Source organism: Exiguobacterium sp. U13-1, assembly GCF_001750115.1.
GTDB classification, from domain to species: Bacteria; Bacillota; Bacilli; order Exiguobacteriales; family Exiguobacteriaceae; genus Exiguobacterium_A; species Exiguobacterium_A acetylicum.
This window is the reverse complement of sequence record NZ_CP015731.1, coordinates 2,509,932-2,527,733: the sequence shown is the minus strand read 5'-3', so window position 1 is coordinate 2,527,733 and position 17,802 is coordinate 2,509,932. Positions and strand designations below refer to the sequence as shown.

Annotated in this window: 18 protein-coding genes; all 18 read left to right on the top strand. The window is 46.6% G+C overall.

Annotated features, from left to right (window positions below; genetic code table 11):
* The first annotated feature begins 84 nt into the window (after positions 1-84).
* The 18 genes from ESP131_RS13210 (at position 85) to ESP131_RS13125 (ending at position 17,801) form a co-directional block, all read left to right on the top strand.
* On the top strand, positions 85-609 hold the full coding sequence (locus ESP131_RS13210) for a YceD family protein (protein ID WP_069940850.1): 525 nt from the start codon (positions 85-87) through the stop codon (positions 607-609).
* A gap of 46 nt (positions 610-655) precedes the next feature.
* A complete protein-coding gene (rpmF, locus tag ESP131_RS13205; RefSeq protein ID WP_012370841.1) occupies positions 656-829 on the top strand; it encodes a 50S ribosomal protein L32 in 174 nt (57 codons plus the stop codon).
* A gap of 83 nt (positions 830-912) precedes the next feature.
* Positions 913-1,722, top strand: coding sequence for a ketopantoate reductase family protein (locus ESP131_RS13200; RefSeq protein WP_029342149.1), 810 nt, complete (start codon positions 913-915; stop codon positions 1,720-1,722).
* Positions 1,719-2,075 carry a DUF3397 domain-containing protein gene (locus ESP131_RS13195; protein ID WP_029342148.1) on the top strand — a complete coding sequence of 119 codons (357 nt, stop codon included), beginning with the start codon at positions 1,719-1,721 and terminating at the stop codon, positions 2,073-2,075. Before ESP131_RS13200 ends, ESP131_RS13195 begins: the two co-directional genes overlap by 4 nt.
* A gap of 29 nt (positions 2,076-2,104) precedes the next feature.
* On the top strand, positions 2,105-3,667 hold the full coding sequence (gene bshC, locus ESP131_RS13190; protein ID WP_029342147.1) for a bacillithiol biosynthesis cysteine-adding enzyme BshC: 1,563 nt from the start codon (positions 2,105-2,107) through the stop codon (positions 3,665-3,667).
* Between the two features lie 161 nt (positions 3,668-3,828).
* Positions 3,829-4,767: a 16S rRNA (cytosine(1402)-N(4))-methyltransferase RsmH gene (gene rsmH / locus ESP131_RS13185; protein WP_029342146.1), complete on the top strand. Its 939-nt coding sequence runs from the start codon at positions 3,829-3,831 to the stop codon at positions 4,765-4,767.
* A 13-nt stretch (positions 4,768-4,780) separates the two neighbouring features.
* Entirely contained in the window at positions 4,781-5,167 is a 387-nt protein-coding gene (ftsL, locus tag ESP131_RS13180; protein ID WP_029342145.1) for a cell division protein FtsL, read from the top strand.
* A complete protein-coding gene (locus ESP131_RS13175) occupies positions 5,164-7,302 on the top strand; it encodes a penicillin-binding protein (protein ID WP_029342144.1) in 2,139 nt (712 codons plus the stop codon). The genes ftsL and ESP131_RS13175 overlap by 4 nt, the downstream gene beginning before the upstream one ends.
* Before the next feature lie 108 nt (positions 7,303-7,410).
* On the top strand, positions 7,411-8,730 hold the full coding sequence (locus ESP131_RS13170) for a UDP-N-acetylmuramoyl-tripeptide--D-alanyl-D-alanine ligase (protein ID WP_047393720.1): 1,320 nt from the start codon (positions 7,411-7,413) through the stop codon (positions 8,728-8,730).
* Positions 8,731-8,752: 22 nt separating this feature from the next.
* A complete protein-coding gene (gene mraY / locus ESP131_RS13165) occupies positions 8,753-9,715 on the top strand; it encodes a phospho-N-acetylmuramoyl-pentapeptide-transferase (protein ID WP_069940849.1) in 963 nt (320 codons plus the stop codon).
* A gap of 33 nt (positions 9,716-9,748) precedes the next feature.
* Positions 9,749-11,095: a UDP-N-acetylmuramoyl-L-alanine--D-glutamate ligase gene (gene murD / locus ESP131_RS13160; protein WP_069940848.1), complete on the top strand. Its 1,347-nt coding sequence runs from the start codon at positions 9,749-9,751 to the stop codon at positions 11,093-11,095.
* Positions 11,092-12,186 (top strand): undecaprenyldiphospho-muramoylpentapeptide beta-N-acetylglucosaminyltransferase, encoded by a 1,095-nt coding sequence (gene murG / locus ESP131_RS13155; protein WP_029342140.1) that lies wholly within the window; start codon positions 11,092-11,094, stop codon positions 12,184-12,186. The genes murD and murG overlap by 4 nt, the downstream gene beginning before the upstream one ends.
* 60 nt (positions 12,187-12,246) lie before the next feature.
* A complete protein-coding gene (locus ESP131_RS13150; RefSeq protein ID WP_029342139.1) occupies positions 12,247-13,026 on the top strand; it encodes a cell division protein FtsQ/DivIB in 780 nt (259 codons plus the stop codon).
* Positions 13,027-13,255: 229 nt separating this feature from the next.
* Positions 13,256-14,560, top strand: a complete 1,305-nt coding sequence (gene ftsA, locus ESP131_RS13145; protein ID WP_069940847.1) for a cell division protein FtsA — start codon at positions 13,256-13,258, stop codon at positions 14,558-14,560.
* A gap of 47 nt (positions 14,561-14,607) precedes the next feature.
* A complete protein-coding gene (ftsZ, locus tag ESP131_RS13140; RefSeq protein WP_029342137.1) occupies positions 14,608-15,762 on the top strand; it encodes a cell division protein FtsZ in 1,155 nt (384 codons plus the stop codon).
* An 84-nt stretch (positions 15,763-15,846) separates the two neighbouring features.
* Positions 15,847-16,623: a peptidoglycan editing factor PgeF gene (gene pgeF, locus ESP131_RS13135; RefSeq protein ID WP_069940846.1), complete on the top strand. Its 777-nt coding sequence runs from the start codon at positions 15,847-15,849 to the stop codon at positions 16,621-16,623.
* Complete coding sequence (locus ESP131_RS13130; RefSeq protein ID WP_029342135.1) at positions 16,610-17,281, top strand: YggS family pyridoxal phosphate-dependent enzyme; 672 nt, start codon at positions 16,610-16,612, stop codon at positions 17,279-17,281. Before pgeF ends, ESP131_RS13130 begins: the two co-directional genes overlap by 14 nt.
* Before the next feature lie 193 nt (positions 17,282-17,474).
* Complete coding sequence (locus ESP131_RS13125; RefSeq protein ID WP_231496839.1) at positions 17,475-17,801, top strand: cell division protein SepF; 327 nt, start codon at positions 17,475-17,477, stop codon at positions 17,799-17,801.
* Position 17,802 lies beyond the last annotated feature (1 nt).

Here is a 17,802-nt window from a genome sequence, read left to right as displayed (position 1 = left end):
TAGCGATTTCAGTGTAAAGAAAAAACATTGACAAAACAAGATGTCCTCTCTATAATTCATATTGTTGCAATTGAGGTGATTCGGATGAAATGGTCCCTGATGCAATTGAATAAATTGCGCAATCTGGGTCAACTTCAGGTTAACGAGACGATCGAGCTCAATGAGCTAGTCGCCCTCCATCCGGATATCCGGGCGGTGCAACCTGTGCACGTTCGTGCAAATGCATCGTTTACATCGAATCAATTAATATTCAATCTTCGGATCTCTGGCGAAATGACGCTTCCGGATGCCCGGACGCTAAGTGATGTCGCTTATCCATTCGAGATTGAATCCATCGAGCCATTCCTGCTCGAGGTCGATGCTGTTTCGAACGAAGCAGATGACATCAACGTACCGATCGGGAATACGGTCGATCTTCGACCGCTCGTGCAAGAATTGATTTTACTTCATGTGCCAGTGCAAGTGCATGGGGATGATGAAGAGAATCAGTTGGTTGAGGGGGAAGGCTGGACGATTCTTTCTGAAGAAGATCCAGAGGAAACCGAACCAAAAATCGATCCGCGACTCGCGGGTCTCGCTCAGTTCTTTAAAAAAGATCAGGATTCCTGATTTCTGAAGTAAAGGCGAGTGTATTTTTTCAAGGAGGTGGACAACGATGGCAGTACCATTCCGCAGAACGTCGAAAACACGCAAACGTCTTCGCCGTACTCATTTCAAACTCCGTGTACCAGGTATGGTCGAGTGCCCAAACTGTGGTGAAATGAAACTTTCACACCGCGTTTGTAAAGCATGTGGCTCGTACAAAGGTAAAGAAATCGTCAGCAAATAAGCTGATTGATCGGTATAAAAGCGACCTTCGAATCGAGAAATCGGTTTTAAGGTCGCTTTTTTCATGAAAGGGGACATGAATAGATGAATGTTGGAATCATTGGCGCGGGTGCCATCGGGTTGTTGCTTGCCTCTTATTTATCGGAAGAGCATGCAGTTACGCTTTATGTGCGACAGGAACAAGATGAGGAACGACCAATCATTCGTGATGGACAGGCGAGTCGTCTCGTACGGATCCGGAAGATTGATCGGCTCGAGTCAGAAGACTTGGTGTTTGTCGCGACAAAGTCGTATGATATAAAAAGTGTGATTCCATTCCTCGAACGGCTGACGTGTCCCGTCATGTTCCTGCAAAATGGAATGGATCATTTGAAATGGAAAGAGCAATTGCCGCATGTCTTATTTGGTGTCGTCGAACATGGTGCCATGCGTACTGCACCGTTTGAAGTTCAGCATACTGGAAATGGCCGCATCCGCTACGGCAATCAAGAGGTAGCGAACTTGTCGTCAAAGCAACTGTGCTTTGAATTCGAGTCAGATATGGAAGCCGTTTTATTGACGAAGCTATTCATCAACGTCGTCATTAATCCAGTGACGGCTTATTACGGTGTTGAGAATGGATCCTTGTTAGAGATGCCTTATCGAGAAGAAGCCCATCAATTATTTGACGAAATGCGGACGATTTTCCCGCACCATGACATTACTTATTCCGAGATCGAGCGGATCATGAAGAATACGAGCAAAAATCGTTCTTCCATGTTACGAGATTTTGAGTATGGACGACGAACGGAAGTAGAACCGATACTTGGATACGCATTACGTCAGGCGACGACTGCGACGCCACGTTTATCTTTTTATTATGAACAGATCAAACAGAGGGAGGGTCCGCAGTGACAGTCTTCATCATTTTTCCTTTATTCAGCCTGATTGCGTTGTATCTCGTCTTTCTACTTCTATTTCGGAAACATGGGAAGGCCGTTCGAGTTGCACTCGACTTTGGAACGTTCATCGTTCTGTATGCGATTCATGTTGCATTGATTGCCTTGACCGGAACAAATTACTTAGGGTGGATCGTCATCGTCGTGTTGTTGGTATTTGCGTTGAATGCGCTCTGGCAACGAATTCGTCAACTTGACGTTGATTTGAGACAAATGATTCGACACAGTTGGCGGATCATCATCTTGCTGGCATTACCCGTCCATTTCATACTGTTCGTACTTGGTATTCGTCAACTGTTCATCAGTTGACCAGTTAGGTAAGAAAGAAGGGATTTTGTTTGAAGGTACAACCATTTGAAGCCTTATACGATGATAACTCGTTGATGCATCGTGCTTCACGAGAAGAATTCTTAACATATGTCGACCATCTTGGTGAGAGTGGTTTAGCGTCAAGGAGCCGCTTGCTCGAAGGTCGTCATTATCCGCATCTTGCGGCACTGACAGACGAACTTGAACGTCAAAATCCGAACATGACGGAGCGTTTGCGGGAGCGCGTCGCGAAGCTTCGTACGGGTGAAGCTCAAGTTGTCATTACAGGGCAACAAACGGGGATCTTTGGCGGACCATTATATGCGATCTATAAATTGTTGACCTGTCTTAAGGTCGCGCAGCAGGCGGAGACGACACTTGGGCGACCTGTCGTTCCGATTTTTTGGCTCGCGACCGAAGATCACGATTTTGATGAGATTAACCATGTTTACGTTCCGACAGCGGATTATCAAACGCGTAAAATCGCTGTTGCACCTACAGAATCGATTGCCCGCTCGGTCAGTCGACTCTCTTTTGATCAAGCAACACTTCTTGAAATCATCGAAGAGACATTCCGAGCAATGCCAGAAACGGTTCATACGAAACGATTAATTGCGCGTCTGAAGCAAATCGTTGAAGCGTGTACATCCTATGGGATGTTTTTCTCGCAATTGATCGGTGAATTGATCGATTATGATGTCGTCTTCTTTGATGCGGATACACATTCTGTCCGTGAACTCGAGATTCCGTTCTTTGAACGGTTGATTCAAGACAATGCGGAATTTAGACGAGCATTGACGGATGGTATTTCACAGACGCAAGAGTTACCGGATACGTTCTTGAACGAGGAAGCGGCGCATCTTTTCGTCGATGATCATGGTCGTCAGTTGCTTTATCCGACAGCAGACGGATTCGAGACGAAACAAGGAAAGCAATATACGGAGCTTGAATTGATCGCGTTGCTGTACGCCAGTCCGGAACGTTTCTCCAACAGTGTCGTCACACGTCCATTGATGCAGGATTACCTGTTCCCGACGCTTGCCTATATCGGGGGTCCGGGGGAGTTAGCATACTGGACACGCTTACGACCGCTCTTTCATCACCTGAATTGGACGATGCCGCTATTGATTCCCCGCATGGGCGGGGTAATCGTGCGTCATAGCGATGAAAAGCGTCTTGCTAAACTCGAGGTATCGCTCGAAGAAATCGTCCGTTCAGGCGTTCCGATTCCGCTCTATTCAGAAGAGAAGATGACAGGACGTATGCAGACGGCAGCGATGCTAAAAGACAGTTTCGTCTCCGAGTTTCTCTCGCTCGAACAGCATTTACTGCGGACGTCGAGTAAGAGTGAGAAGGTCAAGAAACAGCTCGAACAAGCAATTGCTAGTTTGCTAGCAGAAGATCGACGTCAGTTTGATCGACAAACACGGCAATATAAAGAGACGGCTTACCATCTCCTTCCTGATGGAGCGCCACAAGAACGGATGCATTCTGTCCTCCCGTGGTTGAATCATCATGGTCCTGATTTTGTGCGGGACTTAAGGACAGCCTATGAAGCGAATGCGAGTGATCAACTGAAGATTTTCCTCTAAACCTGCTGAAACTAGCAGGTTTTTTCGGTTTTTTAGCGAAAATTACACAAAAGTTAAATAAATCAAGGAAACTGTCTCATTTTCGTAACGTTTTCACGAGAGAATGTGATACATTGAAAAAGAGTAACGTCCTTCAAGGACAGTGAAAGGTGAGGCAGGACATGTTTGAGCATGAAACAGTATTGAAATGGGAGTCGATCGAAGGACTCGCGATTAAACCCGACGGCATTTACGTCGATTGTACATTAGGTGGAGCAGGACACAGCGAAGAGATCGTCAAGCAACTGACGACAGGTCATCTGTATGCATTTGATCAAGATGATGTCGCCCTCGCTCATGCAGCAGAACGTCTCGCGGCGTATGAAGGTCGCTTTACTTTAATAAAGAGTAATTTTGCTTATTTAAAAGAGCAGTTGGCAGCACATGGAGTCGAGAAAGTGGACGGCATCTTATTCGATCTCGGTGTCTCTTCACCACAATTAGACGAAGGGGAACGGGGATTTAGTTACAATCACGACGCACGTCTCGACATGCGCATGGATCAATCTTCTCCACTTTCTGCCTACGAAGTCGTCAATGAGTGGCCGTACAATGATCTCGTACGTATCTTCTTTACATACGGGGAAGAGAAGTTCTCGAAACAGATTGCGCGCAAAATCGAAAAAGCGCGGGAAGAGCGACCGATCGAGACGACGTTCGAACTCGTCGAATTGATCAAGGATGCGATTCCGGCACCAGCACGACGTAAAGGTGGTCACCCTGCGAAACGGACATTCCAAGCAATCCGGATCGCCGTCAATGATGAACTGAATGTCTTTGACCGTGCAGTACACCAAGCCATTGATTTATTACGGGTCGGTGGACGTCTATGTGTCATTACGTTCCATTCACTTGAAGATCGCATGTGTAAACAAGCAATCAAAGAAAAATCATCACTACCCGAGCTTCCACCGGGGTTACCGATGATTCCCGTCGAAATGGAGCCGGAACTCCGACTCGTCACACGCAAGCCGATTACGGCTGGTGTTGAAGAGCTCGATGATAACCGTCGCGCCCGATCGGCAAAATTACGAGTTGCTGAAAAAATGAAAGAAACTTGAGAGGAGCATTCCAATGGCAGAACCACTTCGTAAATCGGTCCAAACGGTTCAACCCGTTCGTCAACAACCTGTTCAGGAACCACGAAAGACGGAAGATATCGCGCGTCGCGTCGCCGTCCGTCCGAAGTATCGCTTGTACCCCTTTGAAAAATTCTTATACAGCGCGATGATTGGTGGTCTTGTGTTATTTGGGAGTTTGACGATCAGTACGCATAACGAAGCGTATAATGTGAGCCGTGATTTAGCGAAAGAGAACCAAGTCACACAATCACTCCAAAAAGAAAACGAACGTTTACAACTAGAGGTCACGAACTTAAGCTCTCCGGAACGGATTTATAAGATTGCAAAAGAACAGGGTCTTGATATGCGTAAAGGGAACATCAAGGTGATTCCTAAATGAATCCACTGAAAAAATCCCGTTGGAGAGTAGCCTTTATCATGGTGATATTTGCTACTCTCTTTTTTGTGTTCATTGGTCGATTTTTGTATTTAGCAACGACAAAACAGTTCCACGGTGAAGATATGATTGCATACGCGGAAAAGAAACGATGGGAGTCTCAAGAAACGCTTGGAGCAGAACGTGGCGAGATTTTCGACCGTCTCGGTTCCCCGATTGCGATCAACATTCCATCCTATCATCTGATTGGCGTTTATCGACTGGGTGGTGTCAAAGATCCAGATGAGACGATCGTCGATTTTAAAAAGACGGCTGAGGGTCTTGCGCCGATTCTTGGGATGACGACAAAGGAACTGGAGACCTATCTGATTGAAAACAAAGACCGTTCTCAAATTGAGTTCGGAAAAAAAGGAAATGATTTGACGCTTGATCAAAAAGAGAAAATCGACAATCTGAAGCTTCCTGGCATCCGGATGATTGAAGAGCCGAAACGATACTATCCGAACGGTATCTTCTTGTCTGATACACTTGGGTTCGTTCAAAAGATCACCGAGGAAAATGGTCGGGTCGCTTTACAAGGTCAGATGGGAATCGAGAAGCAGTATGATAATGCTTTAAGTGAATCTTACGGAGCTCGTGTCTTTGAAAAGGATCGTAGCGGTAATCCGTTGATTCAAGGCGCGTCACGTGTCTCGAACGAACCAAAGGATGGATCGAATCTCTATTTAACGATCGATCATCGAATCCAACAGTCACTTGAAAAAGAGATGCAAAAAATGTACAACACGTACAAACCGAAAAATGCGACAGGTATCGTCATGGATGCGAAGACTGGTGAAATCCTCGCCATGGCGGATCGCCCATCGTTCAACCCGAATTTACGTGATATGAAAGATTTCACGAATTTTGCCGTCTCGTCACGATTCGAGCCAGGTTCGACGATGAAAATCTTTACGCTCGCAGCGGCGATTGATGCGGGAGTGTTCCGTCCGAATGAGATGTATAAATCGGGTAGTTATAACTACAAAGGAACGGTCATCAAGGATTATAATGATGTCGGTTGGGGAACCATCCCGATGATTGAAGGGGTCTATCACTCCTCAAACGTCATGTTCTCGAAGTTAACAGCAGAAAAACTTGGGATTGAACGGTATAAAGATTACTTTAAGAAGTTTCATTTTGACCAACGAACGGGTATAGACATCTCGGGAGAAGTAAATAGTCAATCCGACTTGTCTAAACCGTTGAATGCGCTCATCACCTCATGGGGGCAATCGACTGCGGTCACGCCGATGCAATTGCTTCAAGGAGCGACAGCAATCGCTGGAGACGGCGAGATGGTCAAACCGCATATCATCCAAAAAGCGGATCATACGGATAAGGCACCATACCGAGCGAAAACAGAAGTCGTCGGTAAACCGATTTCTGCTGAAGCGGCAAAAGCAACACGCGAAGCACTGGACGGTGTCGTCAACAGTAAGCTTGGTACAGGTCAAATGTATAAGTTGAAAGACTACCGAGTCATCGGGAAGACCGGTACGGCTCAGATTTCTGAGAATGGAAAGTATATTCAAGGACAATTCATTCACTCGTTCATCGGTATGGCCCCAAAAGATGATCCGGAATTGATCATGTACATCGCGGTCGATCGTCCATCGAAAAACGAATCATCCGTCTCTGGTCCGCTCATCATGAGTCCTGTGTTCAAAAGTGTCATGAATACGGCACTACAGTATCGTAGCATCCAACCGGAAACGCAAAAGGATTCAGTGGATGTCAAAGCGAAGATCACGCCAAGTTATATCAAAAAGAGTGCTCGACAAGCGACTGACCTAGCAAAAGAACAAGAGGCAGTTGCGATCATCCTAGGCGATGGTGCTGAAGTCGTTTCGCAGATTCCATCCCGTGGACAGGAATTCGTCAGCGGAGAACGTGTCTTGCTGAAAACATCAAATACGTTTAAGATGCCGGATTTGACCGGTTGGTCGCAACGAGACGTCAAAAAGCTTGTCAGCTTATATGATTTGAAGCTCGACGTCATCGGTAAAGGTTTTGTAACCAAACAATCGGCTCGAACTGGTACACTAGTGAAGGAAAATGGAAAGTTGACGGTCGAACTAGCTGAACCTAAAGAGTAACGGTAGAGCAAGTTTCCTGATTTCTACAGGAAGACGAGGACGAACAGGAGTCATTCGTTGACTTTTGCATTCGTCCTCTTTTGCTGTCATCGAATGGAGGTATATATCATGTTAACAATTACGCAACTCGCTGAATGGTTGCATCTCGATGTCAAAGACGACCGTGTCGTCCGGCACTTTGCAACGGATTCGCGCGCGCAACTGGAAGACGGTCTCTATGTACCGATTCAGGGAGCACGCGTTGATGGTCATCGATTCCTTGAAGGTGCAAAAAATCAAGGAGCGATCGTCACCTTATGGAAGAAAGGCATTGATCGACCAGATATCGATGTCGTTTTCTTGGAAGTTGATGAACCATTGGTTGCCCTGCAACAAATCGCAAAACGATACTTAATGCAGATTGCGCCAAAAATCGTCGCCATCACTGGATCGAATGGGAAGACGTCGACGAAGGACATGGTCGAAAGTGTACTCAAGACGACGTTCAAGACACATAAGACACAAGGAAACTTCAATTCGGATATCGGAATGCCGTTAACGATTCTCATGATGCCAGCTGATACGGAAGTCGCTGTGCTTGAGATGGGAATGAACGGATTTGGCGATATTGAATTCCTATCGAATCTAGCTGAGCCAGATATCGCACTCGTCACGAATATCGGCGAATCGCATGCGGAGCAAGTCGGTGGACGCAGTGGCATAGCCAAAGCGAAGCTTGAGATTCAATCCGGACTCAAGCCAGGTGGTCATTTATTCGTTGATGGTGACGAACCACTTCTCGCAGAAGTCGAAGCGGAGAAGATCGGCTATCAGATCGGAAATACGTACCGGATCGAAACGAAGGAAGCAACATTCTTTGGGACGGCCTTTACTTACGATGGCACCGCTTTTCATCTGCCAGTGTTAGGAAAGCACCAAGTCCGAAATGCAGCATACGCGATCGCGACAGCACGTGCACTTGGCGTGACAGACGCCCGGATTCAAGAAGGGTTCGATGCTGTTGAATTGACACCGATGCGGATGGAACGACTGCTCTTTGAGGAGACTGCAGTCATCAATGATGCGTATAACGCGAGTCCGACATCGATGAATGCGGCGATAGAGACCGTCACTGCGCTGGAAGGGTATACGACACGAGTTCTCGTCCTCGGCGATATGTATGAATTAGGGGACCAAGAACGCTTATTACATGCCTCGGTCGGAAAGCGGATTGCGTTACCCGTTTCGCATGCTATCCTAGTAGGGGAGAAAGGCGCGTGGATTGCTGAAGGAATCAGCGACCCGTCTGTTCAAATCCAATTCGCAGCAACTGTCGAGGAGGCTGCAAAACGATTGTATTCGCTGCTCGGAGAACGAACAATCGTCTTATTGAAAGCGTCACGTGGGATGGCGCTCGAACGGATATTAACCTATCTGAACGAAAACTAATTTTTGAAAAAGGGTGTCTGCTATGATCACATTATTCATCAGTCTTATTCTTGCATTTCTTGTTGTACTACTTATAATGCCAAAGGCGATTCCGTTTCTACACCAATTGAAGTTCGGTCAGGAAATTCGGGAAGAAGGACCGCAATGGCATCAGGTCAAATCAGGAACACCGACAATGGGTGGAATCGTCATTCTTGTCGCGATGATCTTCAGCGTTCTCGGTGCAGTCGTCATGGGCGATCTATCGACAACACAATTATCGTTACTGTTTTTAACACTTGCTTATGGCGTGATCGGCTTCATTGATGATTACATCAAAGTCGTCAAGAAACGTAACCTTGGTCTGAATTCGAAACAAAAATTAATTGGACAAATCGTCGTCGGATTGTTATTCGTCTGGTTGAGTGGTGGATTTACGAGTGATGCGACGTATCTATCGATTCCATTTACAGATTTTGAGCTTGATTTCGGTATCGTCTATCCGTTCGTTGCCTTGTTCTGGTTAGTCGGCTTCTCAAATGCAGTCAACTTGACGGATGGTCTAGATGGTCTCGTGTCGTTCACAGCGATTCCAACATTCTTGTTCTTCGGATTATACAGTTGGTTTATCGCGGATGAAGTAGGCGCTGCTTGTTTTGCTTTCTCAGCAGTCGGTGCATTGATCGGATTCCTGTTATTCAATGCGCACCCAGCGAAGATCTTCATGGGAGATACAGGTTCACTAGCACTTGGGGCTGCACTAGCAGGTCTATCGATTGTCTTAAAACTGGAATTACTACTCGTCTTAATCGGTATCGTTTTCGTTGTCGAGACATTATCAGTCATTCTACAGGTCATCTCCTTTAAGACGACAGGGAAACGAATTTTCAAAATGAGCCCAATTCACCACCACTTCGAAATGGTCGGTTGGAGCGAATGGCGGATCGTCGGTACATTCGCAGGAATCAGCTGTTTAATGGCATTCATCGCCTATCTATTCGTGTAATAAAAAAGAAGAGAGAAAGTGAGCGATTCAACAATGGAACAACGACAATGGAATGATCAAAAAGTGCTCGTTCTCGGAACGGCGAAAAGTGGAGTCGCAGCAGCTCGGTATTTAGCGAGTGTTGGTGCAGAAGTAACGGTCAATGACGGGAAAACGCCGTCCGAGAGTGATCAAGCAACGCTTGCATCACTCGACGTTAAGACAGTCTACGGTGAGCATCCGCTCACACTACTCGACGACATCGATCTGATCGTCAAGAATCCAGGGATTCCGTATCACATCGATCTGCTACAAGAAGCGCTACGACGCGACATTCCGGTTTGGACAGAGGTAGAGCTGGCGTATCAAGCAACAGATGCGACGTGGATTGCCATCACAGGATCGAACGGGAAAACGACGACGACGACGCTTGTCCATGAGTTGTTGAAAACCGGTACTCGGCGTGTACATTTGGCAGGAAACATTGGATTCCCGGCAATTGAAATCGCATGTCAGGCGAAACAGGACGATATCATCGTCATCGAATTATCAAGTTTTCAATTGATGGGGATCGAGCAGTTCCGACCGTACACGGCAGCCTTTTTGAATTTATCACCGGCACATCTGGATTATCATGGTGATTTTCAATCGTATGGCGAAGCGAAAGCCCGGATCTTTAAGAACATGAAAGAAACGGATCGTCTTGTCTTGAATGCCGATGATACGTCCGTCAATGCGCTCGGAAAGACTGCTGAAGTAACGCCACTCTTGTTCTCTCGTCGTCAATCGGCGTACGCAGAAGTCATGAACGATACGTTGACAATCAATGGGACGAGTATCTTACCTGTTAGTGAACTGGCTCTCGGTGGTGGGCATAATGTCGAGAACGTTCTCGCAGCCTTAACACTCGTCGAACCGTTTAACTTAGCATTATCTGACGTTCAACATGTTCTACGGACGTTCGGTGGTGTAGAGCACCGGACACAGTTCGTTGGTGAAGTTGCTGGACGAAAAGTTTACAACGACTCAAAAGCGACGAATAATGTTGCGACGGAAGCGGCGTTATCCGGATTTACGGCACCCATCATCTGGTTATGTGGCGGACTCGAGCGTGGAGCGGATTTGACACCGTTACTCGATGCAATGAAGCATGTCAAACATGTCATCGGACTTGGTGAAACGGGTCATCGATTCGGAACGCTTGCGTCAGAAAATGGCTATGCGTCAACTGTCGTTGAGGCGATGGATGAAGCCGTGAAAGTAGCGTTTGAAGTATCGCAACCCGGCGACATCATTCTTCTGTCACCAGCATCTGCAAGTTGGGATCAATACAAGACATATGAAGAGCGCGGCGATCATTTCGTTCGTGCCGTACATGAAGTAGGAGGAACAACAGTATGAAAATCGTCGTCTCTGGAGGCGGTACAGGTGGTCATATCTATCCGGCACTCGCCATGATTCGGGAGCTCGAACAACGCATGCCGTGTGAGGTCCTCTATATCGGAACAGAAAATGGTCTCGAGGCGGATATCGTCCGTCGCGCGGGAATTTCATTTGAATCGATTGAGATTTCTGGTATCCGTCGTTCCTTGTCATTCGAAAACGTCAAGACCGGCATCCGATTCGTCAAGAGCGTCCGGCGTGTTCGTCGACTACTGCGCCAGTTCCAACCGGATATCGTCGTCGGTACAGGTGGGTTCGTTTGTGGACCGGTATTGTATACGGCTGCAAAAATGGGTTTCAAGACACTCGTTCATGAACAAAACAGTCTACCTGGTATCACGAATAAATTCTTAGCTCGGTATGTGGATCGGGTTGCACTCTCTTTTAAAGGATCTGGGCATCACTTCGGTAAGAATGAAGCGAAGACGGTTTTAATCGGAAATCCGCGTGCTTCTGAAGTGGCAGAGCTCAACATCAATCCGCTTGAAGAGCGACAACGTTTCGGTTTTGAGGAAGGACGCCCTCTCATCGTCATCTATGGCGGTAGTCGTGGCGCACCGGCGATCAACGAAGCAGTCGTCGATATGATGCCAAAGGTCGAGCAAGCAGGATGGTCGCTCCTCTTCGTTACTGGTCAAATTCATTACGATACGATTGTGTCACGCGTTGGTTCCGTACCAGAACGCATTCAACTTCGCCCATTCGTATATGATTTACCAAACATCTTAAAAGCAAGTCAACTTGTCATTTCGCGTTCGGGAGCAAGCACACTGGCAGAGCTGACGACACTCGGCTTACCGAGTGTGCTCATCCCGAGTCCTTACGTGACGGAAAATCATCAAGAGGTCAATGCCTCATCGCTTGTCGAGACAGGTGCGAGTCTATTGATTCGTGAACAAGAGCTAACGGGTGATCGGTTGTTTGAGGCATGTGAAAAAGCATTAGCACAACAACAAATGATGTCTGAAGCGGCGCTTGCCCTCGGTATGCCGAATGCTTCACGGGACTTAGTTGATGAATTGTTACGATTGACGGCACAAAAAAACTAAACTATTGCAGGAAAAGACCGATAGGGAAATGAACTGTTACGTATAGAGGGGGAATGAGACGTGAGGGAACGGAGAGCGGTCGGACGACCACAAGAGGACGAGAACGTCCGTAGTCTCGAGGATAAGATACCTTATATCCGTGAACAACGTCGCAAAAAAGCCAACCGAAGACTCATTTATGTCCTGATTCTGATTGGTCTATTGGTCGGTGTCGTCTTTTATCTACAATCGAGTTATTCTCGGGTTGCTCAATTTGATATCGATGGTAATGTCAATGTGAAGTCTGCTGATATCTTGCAAGCGTCCGGGATTAAGGTGAAGGAAACACATGCCTTTAATGTATCGGAGGAAGACGTTCTTGAGCGAATCGAGAAGGTTCCGGGTATTCAAGAAGCGACGATGCAAAAACAGTTTTTGCATCAATATCGCGTGACGGTGACGGAAGAGAAAGAGATTGCTTACGCGAAGGATAAACCGGGAGACCGGATCGTGCTTGCGGACGGAACAATCATTCCTGGAAAGTCGAAGGAAGAACTATTCGATGCTCCGATCTTGACAGGATTCACGGATCAGTCATTAAATCGATTGACGAAGGAACTTGTTAAAATCGAGCCGAAAGTACGGAGCCGGATTTCCGAAATCGTCGCAAACGATAAGACGGACAAAGGCGGTCTGAAGTTATTCATGACGGATGGGAATACGGTATTACTCAGTACGTCTGCCTTTTCAAATTCCTTGAATGAGTACGTGAAGGTCATTTCTGCCTTACCGAAAGGAAAGACGGGAACAATTACAATTGATGGCGGTATCTATTTCAAACCATATAAAGGGAAAAAATAGAAGATTCGTAAAGGGCTGACGAACAAAAAAACAAACGTGTGTTTTCATTCGTCGACTGTTATTCGAATCGTCATCAAATCGTAATCTATTCGAACGCTAAGACGGGCAATAACTTCTTTTCGTAAGTATTTATATAGTGTAGACTTAAACGAGAAGAAGCCTGTCCTGTTTCTAGAATATAATTAGGAATAAAAAGGATTAGTATTATGAAAGTGGAGGTGTCACTCCCATGGAAACGAAAGGTACGATTGCCGCACTCGACATAGGGACATCGGAGGTGAAACTCATCGTCGGTGAACTACTTGGTGGAACGCTGAACGTTCTTGCTGAAGGTTCTGCACCATCCGCGGGTGTTAAACGAGGTGTCATCGTTGACATCGATCAAACGGTACATGCCATTAAACAAGCGGTCACGGAAGTGGAACGTACACTTGGTGAATCAATTGGTGAAGTATATGTTGCTATTTCTGGCGAACACATTCAAGTGAAGGATTGCCAGGGGATGACATCGATCAAAGGTGAGGACAATGAAATCACGGATGATGACGTGAAAGATGTTCTGCATTCTGCGATGGTCATGCGAATTCCAAACGAACTCAGTGTCGTCGATGTTCTGCCGAAGACGTTTACGGTCGATCAGCAAACGGAGATCACTGATCCTAGAGGAATGATTGGTTATCGTCTCGAAGTAACAGGGAAGCTCATCATCGGAGCAAAGACGATCCTACATAGCATTAAACGTTCCATTGAACGGGCTGGTTTAGAGCTTGCTGGATATGTGCTGGAGAGTTTAGCGGTATCTAGAATCGCAGCATCGATTGATGAACTCGAACTCGGTGTTGGAATCATCGACATCGGACATGAGACGACCACACTTTCCATCTATGAAAAGAATGATCTCGTCTACTCGACGACGTTGCCATACGGTGGCGATCATCTGACACGTGATTTGACGTATAAGATGAATTGTAAATATCAAGATGCGAAGCTCGCAAAAGAAGAGTACGGTGTTGCACTTGAAGCACTCGGTGATCCGGAAGAGAAAGTTTCTTACGTCACGATCAACGGGGAACATCGTTTCGAGCCACAATCAGAAATCGGTTTCGTGTTAGAAGCACGACTTGAAGAAATCTTCGAGATGATTCAAAAACGAATGACACAAGCAGGATACGCTCATATGAACAGCGGTTTAATCTTGTGTGGTGGAAGTTCTTCACTGCCTGGAATCGACCAGCTTGGAAAACGAATCTTCAAGCAGAGCGTCAATGTCTATCAACCTGCTAGTCTTGGTATTCGTCATCCGAAGTATGCCGTCGCAGCTGGTATGTTACGTTATGTACTTTCACGAAGCGCCGTATCGAAATCAGGTTTCGACCGCGCGGAAGAGAAGGAAGTCGTAGCACACGGACGTGAACAGGATGCACTGCTCATGAACGAACAAGCGGCACCTGTTCGAGAAGAACGGTCGACACGTGAACAGCCTCCAAAAGAGAAAAAGTCATTCAGCAGTTTCTTTGAGAAATTCTTTGGTTAATGCCTACAAAAAATCCAATGAGTAAAAAATATTAGGGGGCCCTTTTTATGTTGCATTTTGATGAAATGATGGACCAAGTAGCAAAAATCAAGGTCATCGGTGTAGGTGGTGGCGGTTCGAACGCCGTCAACCGAATGATTGAACACGGTGTCCAAGGCGTAGAATTCATCGCAGTAAACACGGATGCGCAGGCATTGAACATGTCACAAGCTGACGTAAAACTACAACTCGGTGCTAAATTGACACGCGGTCTCGGTGCGGGTGCCAATCCGGAAATCGGTAAAAAAGCGGCGGAAGAGAGCCGTGAGCAATTAACGGAAATCCTTTCTGGCGCTGACATGGTCTTCGTCACAGCGGGAATGGGTGGCGGAACGGGTACGGGAGCTGCTCCTGTCATCGCGGAGATTTCAAAAGAGATCGGCGCATTGACAGTCGGTGTCGTTACAAAACCATTCATGTTTGAAGGACGCAAACGGATGCAACATGCTGTTTCAGGTGTCCAGAACTTCAAAGAAAAAGTCGATACGTTAATCGTCATCCCGAACGACAAGTTGCTTGAAATCGTCGATCGGAATACACCAATGCTTGAAGCGTTCAAAGAAGCGGATAACGTCTTGCGTCAAGGTGTACAAGGTATTACCGACTTGATCGCCGTACCTGGTCTCATCAACCTCGACTTCGCCGATGTGAAGACGATCATGACCGAAAAAGGTTCTGCATTGATGGGTGTAGGGGTCGCAACAGGCGAACACCGTGCGACGGAAGCAGCGAAAAAAGCGATTTCGAGTCCGTTGCTTGAGACATCAATCGAAGGCGCAAAAGGTGTTCTGATGAACATCACGGGTAGTGCGAACCTTAGCTTGTACGAAGTGACGGAAGCCGCACAAATCGTTCAGAGTGCAGCCGATGAGGAAGTCAACTTGATCTTCGGTTCTGTCATCAACGATAACCTCGAAGATGAAATCATCGTTACAGTCATCGCGACAGAGTTCGAAAACGAACCACTCGATTTCGAAATTCCATCGGCACAAGAGATGATGAAGAATCTTCTAAAGAAAAAACAAGCGACTCCACCACCAACAGAGGAGTCAAAACCACAAGTCGAAGAGACACCTGTCAGCTCGAATCCTGAACCGGCTAAAGCGCCAGATGTCGAAGAAACGATGGACATCCCATCTTTCCTTCGCCGGAATAATCGTTGATCGATGTTCCAGTGACACGACTGCTAAACGATGAGGTGTCGCGAAAGCGGCGCCTCTTTTTTTAAAATCAAAGGAGGCATGAACATGTTTGGACAATGGATCAAATGGGATACACCGACAGGTACCGTACGTGCCGCCTTTACGACGAAGTTCGCTGCCCCTCATGAAAACGGAAATTTAGGATTACATGTCAACGATGATCGCGACGGTGTCATCCAGAACCGACAAGTCATCGCACGTCAGCTTGATCTATCCCTCGAGAACTCGATTTGGGCACAGCAAGTTCACGGAAATCACGTCGAACAGGTGACGACACTTGACTCTGGGCGCGGTGCTTTGGATTACGAAACAGCGATTCCGGGTACAGATGGATTGGTGACGACTGATTCGAATGTTTTATTGATGATGCTCTTCGCTGACTGTGTTCCGCTTGTCTTCTGTGATCCGACGACAGGAATCATCGCGAATACGCACGCCGGTTGGCGCGGAACTGTCGGCAATATCGTCGAGGAAACAGTCAAGCAAATGGAACGTGCGGGTGCGAGTCGTTCATCGATTCAAATGGTCATTGGTCCATCAATCCGTGATTGTTGTTACGAAGTCGATCAACCCGTCATCGATGCAATCGATGCGCTTGAACTCGATGAGACTCCTTACATACGCAAGGAAGATGGAAAAGCGATGTTATCGCTACAAAAAACGAACGCTGCGCTAGCTGAGCGTTGTGGAGTCGGTGATGTCCTGGACACAGGTCTATGTACACACTGTCAGGCGGAAGATTACTTCTCTTATCGCCACGGCGACCATGGTGGTCGCTTTGCAAGTTTGATCGTAAAGGAGTCATTGGATGTCAATTCTTGATAATGTACAAGAGGTTACGAAACGAATGGAACAAGCAAGCGAAAAGAGTTCTTCTGAAAAGCAGGTACAGTTGATTGGCGTGACGAAATCAGTCTCAAGTCAAGTTGCTTCTGAATTATTAGCAGCAGGTGTGACACATCTCGGTGAAAATCGCCCGGATAGACTACTCGAAAAACAGGCAGAGCTCGGACGAACGGCATGTACGTGGCACTTCATCGGTACGTTACAGACACGTAAAGTTCGTCAAATCATTGATGCCATTGACGTGCTGCATTCCCTCGACCGTCTTCATTTGGCGGAAGAGATCAATAAACGAACGGACCGAATCATTGATTGTTTCATTCAAGTCAATGTTTCCGGAGAAGAATCGAAGCAAGGCATTGCACCTGAGGATGTACCTTCGTTCTTACATGAAATCGGTCAGTATCCAGCGATTCGTGTCATCGGACTGATGACGATGGCACCGTTAACGGAAGATACGACGCGTATCCGTGAGGTATTTCGTTCGTTAAAAACATTGCAAGAAGAGGTCAAGGCGAAAAAATTGTCGTATGCTCCATGTATGGAGTTATCTATGGGAATGTCGTCTGATTTTGAGATCGCCATCGAAGAAGGGGCGACGTTCGTCCGAATCGGGACGACGCTCGTTCACACCTAAACGAGAAGAAGGGAGAATGGATATGGGTTTTAAATCAAAAATGCAAAATCTATTTCTCGGCAACAGCGACGATTTAGATGAACTTGAATATGAAAATGATGCTACAATAAATAAAGGTAGAGGTGCTTCACAACAAGAGTATGAAGAGTATTACGAGGAATCTACCCCAAGTGTTACTCAAAAGGAGGACAGCGTGAGACAATCGAATATCGTGCCGCTTCATGCGACGAAAAAAACGAAATCGCAAGTTATTTTGAGTGAACCACGTGTATTCAACGAAGCCCAGGAAATCGGGGAACATCTTCGTCAGAACCGTGCTGTCATCGTCAATATGCAGCGTATGTCAAAAGATCAATCACGACAGATGATCAATTTCTTATCTGGTGTCGTCTTCGCTCTCGATGGAACGATTACGACGATCAGTCAGAATACCCTCCTCTGTGTTCCGAACAACGTCGAGTTGGCTGGTAGCATCTCGAATCTTCTTGGAGAAGATGATATTAATCATAAGGGGTGGTAAG

Excerpts from the sequence above, each read along its gene's own strand:
- ESP131_RS13210 (WP_069940850.1), top strand. The coding sequence starts at position 85 with ATGAAATGGTCCCTGATGCAATTGAATAAATTGCGCAATCTGGGTCAA.
- rpmF (WP_012370841.1), top strand. The coding sequence starts at position 656 with ATGGCAGTACCATTCCGCAGAACGTCGAAAACACGCAAACGTCTTCGC.
- ESP131_RS13200 (WP_029342149.1), top strand. The coding sequence starts at position 913 with ATGAATGTTGGAATCATTGGCGCGGGTGCCATCGGGTTGTTGCTTGCC.
- rsmH (WP_029342146.1), top strand. The coding sequence starts at position 3,829 with ATGTTTGAGCATGAAACAGTATTGAAATGGGAGTCGATCGAAGGACTC.
- ftsL (WP_029342145.1), top strand. The coding sequence starts at position 4,781 with ATGGCAGAACCACTTCGTAAATCGGTCCAAACGGTTCAACCCGTTCGT.
- ESP131_RS13175 (WP_029342144.1), top strand. The coding sequence starts at position 5,164 with ATGAATCCACTGAAAAAATCCCGTTGGAGAGTAGCCTTTATCATGGTG.
- ESP131_RS13170 (WP_047393720.1), top strand. The coding sequence starts at position 7,411 with ATGTTAACAATTACGCAACTCGCTGAATGGTTGCATCTCGATGTCAAA.
- mraY (WP_069940849.1), top strand. The coding sequence starts at position 8,753 with ATGATCACATTATTCATCAGTCTTATTCTTGCATTTCTTGTTGTACTA.
- murD (WP_069940848.1), top strand. The coding sequence starts at position 9,749 with ATGGAACAACGACAATGGAATGATCAAAAAGTGCTCGTTCTCGGAACG.
- murG (WP_029342140.1), top strand. The coding sequence starts at position 11,092 with ATGAAAATCGTCGTCTCTGGAGGCGGTACAGGTGGTCATATCTATCCG.
- ftsA (WP_069940847.1), top strand. The coding sequence starts at position 13,256 with ATGGAAACGAAAGGTACGATTGCCGCACTCGACATAGGGACATCGGAG.
- ftsZ (WP_029342137.1), top strand. The coding sequence starts at position 14,608 with ATGTTGCATTTTGATGAAATGATGGACCAAGTAGCAAAAATCAAGGTC.
- pgeF (WP_069940846.1), top strand. The coding sequence starts at position 15,847 with ATGTTTGGACAATGGATCAAATGGGATACACCGACAGGTACCGTACGT.
- ESP131_RS13130 (WP_029342135.1), top strand. The coding sequence starts at position 16,610 with ATGTCAATTCTTGATAATGTACAAGAGGTTACGAAACGAATGGAACAA.